Below are 2,022 nucleotides of genomic sequence, written 5' to 3'. Positions count from 1 at the left end.
AAGCTTGAATTCATTAAAGAATTCTGCTTCCGTCTTCGATGTCTGATATTCAAACGGCTTCAGCCCGACCATGGTTGATTTGACGGATTGTTTGGATTCCGGTGGTTTCGTTCCGGAAGGATGAGTCGCTTTAAATCCACGATCGGTCATTAAGGGACGAATCTTTTGATAGCGCTCAGCCGTAGTTTCATAAGTGAAAAACGCTTCAAGGAACGACCGATTTTTAGATAGTGCCTCGGTTTGTTGAACAGAGGTTAAGGATTTAATTTCTTCTTCATAATGACGCTGATTCGACCTGACTTCCTGCAGCTGGGAGCGTAAGCTAAAAACGTACATGATGATGATCACCGCTGCAATAAAAGCACCCATAAGCATAATGTAATTTTTCTTTTGGCTGGGTTCCATGATTTTCACCTCCACTACTGAATCCTTCTAAACCCTAGGAAAGGATAAATATTTTTCCACTCTTGAACGGACGAATAAGAAGTGCCGTTGCTGCCGTTCGCATTAATGAATTGGCCTTCTCCTACATACATACCGACGTGAGAAGCTCCTGGTTTATAGGTGGAGAAAAAGACTAAATCTCCCGGTTTTATTTGATCTTCAGGAACAGGAATGGTTTTATCGTATTGAGATTGCGCTGTTCCATACATATCTACGCCAACCTGAGCAAAAGCATATTCGAGTAACCCTGAACAATCAAATCCGCCGGCTGCTGGCGTTCGACCTCCCCATACGTAAGGGCGGCCAAGAAATTCTTTCATAATGTGATGAACTTCCTCTACATCAAATGACTGGCTTCCATCTCCCACCACCACATTCCCGCCATTTCCGCCCTCATAATAGCGAAGGACATGTTCAACATAGTGAACGTCTCCATACCGGGACCATCCATTTTTCGCAGCCATCATCTCACTAAAATCAATAGCGATTTCCTTGGAATACCCACCGCGCTCCAAAGCATAGCCAATAAATCCATTCCCAAAATTATAAGACTGCAAAGATAGATTAATATCTCCTTTGGCTTGTTTCATCACATCCGCAAAATACTTCACCCCAATCTGAATGGAGTATTCAGGATCGGTCGGAGCCCTAAAACTCCTGATTCATTGTAAGAGGTACGCCATCGACTAGCAGCTCTATTCACTCTAACTATGCCAATAACTTCAATCTCAAAACCATTCTCCTCAAAAATTTTCCTTGGTAATTTCCCATTTGCGTATTCAGTTATAAAAATCCTTTTAAACTCATCTGTATACGTAATACTCTTTGGACTTACAGATTTGACATAAGGATTAGTTGACAGTTTATTTATTTCTTCTTCTGTAAAGTGTTTTTTTGGCATTTAATTATTCTCCGATTCTCCCATTTTTATTAGTCTACATAAAAATGCCCTATAGGGCAGACCTTTTTTTGAGTGTCTACTCTATAGGGTACAGTCTAATGAACTGTAACCCGAATAATGGACACTTATAAAAAAGAGTCCGTTATTCGGGTTTTTTGTGTTCTTTTACAAGAAACTCGTTATAATCAAATCAAATGAGGAGAACGGGGATTATATATGAGTAAAAATATCTTTAATGAATTTCAAAGACTACAATTAGAAAACAATCCAAACGTTGACCATGTTTCTGATCGAGCTATTAGCTATAAGCCTGAGTTTAAAGTTATAGCTGTTAAAGAAAATTTGGCTGGGAAAGGACCCATGGATATCTTTATTGATCACGGATTTGATATTGATATTATTGGTTCTAGAAAACCTGTTCAATGCTTGGACCGCTGGAGAAGTTCCTATGAGAAATATGGCGAGGAAGGTTTCTTCACGGAGCGTAGAGGCAAGGGCAGCACAGGACGTCCATCTTCGAAGGAAATGACTGTGGAGGAGAAACTGACGAAAGCTGAAGCACGAATTGCTTTTCTAGAGATGGAGAACGACTTCTTAAAAAAGTTAGAAGAACTAGAGAGGCAGGCGAAGAAGAACAAGTACTAGCTCTATCAGAAAAATTCCAGCTCATCGAAGAA

At 40.2% G+C, this 2,022-nt stretch carries 3 protein-coding genes and 1 pseudogene; 1 reads left to right on the top strand and 3 read right to left on the bottom strand.

Annotation, left to right across the window (positions count from 1 at the left end; translation table 11 throughout):
• The 3 genes and pseudogenes from G3O09_RS21800 to G3O09_RS21790 all read right to left on the bottom strand — a co-directional run.
• Positions 1-405 (bottom strand): hypothetical protein (locus G3O09_RS21800; protein ID WP_163103540.1); only part of this gene is annotated, 405 nt, incomplete at its 3' end.
• 14 nt (positions 406-419) lie between these two features.
• Positions 420-1,034 (bottom strand): C40 family peptidase, encoded by a 615-nt coding sequence (locus tag G3O09_RS21795; protein ID WP_240338537.1) that lies wholly within the window; start codon positions 1,032-1,034, stop codon positions 420-422.
• Between the two features lie 62 nt (positions 1,035-1,096).
• Positions 1,097-1,345 (bottom strand): annotated as a pseudogene (locus G3O09_RS21790) (HTH domain-containing protein); the annotation flags it as partial.
• A 216-nt stretch (positions 1,346-1,561) separates the two neighbouring features.
• Between G3O09_RS21790 and G3O09_RS21785 the strand changes: the two are divergent.
• Positions 1,562-1,990, top strand: coding sequence for an HTH domain-containing protein (locus tag G3O09_RS21785; protein ID WP_163103537.1), 429 nt, complete (start codon positions 1,562-1,564; stop codon positions 1,988-1,990).
• The last annotated feature ends 32 nt before the right edge of the window (positions 1,991-2,022 follow it).

This window comes from Peribacillus alkalitolerans (genome assembly GCF_010882125.1).
In the GTDB taxonomy this organism is placed as follows: Bacteria; Bacillota; Bacilli; order Bacillales; family DSM-1321; genus Bacillus_BN; species Bacillus_BN alkalitolerans.
The sequence above is the reverse complement of the archived record's forward strand: the minus strand, read 5'-3'. Positions and strand labels throughout refer to the sequence as shown.

Bases quoted from the DNA above. Each gene is read 5' to 3' on its own strand.
- G3O09_RS21795 (WP_240338537.1), bottom strand. From the start codon at position 1,034: ATGAAACAAGCCAAAGGAGATATTAATCTATCTTTGCAGTCTTATAAT.
- G3O09_RS21785 (WP_163103537.1), top strand. From the start codon at position 1,562: ATGAGTAAAAATATCTTTAATGAATTTCAAAGACTACAATTAGAAAAC.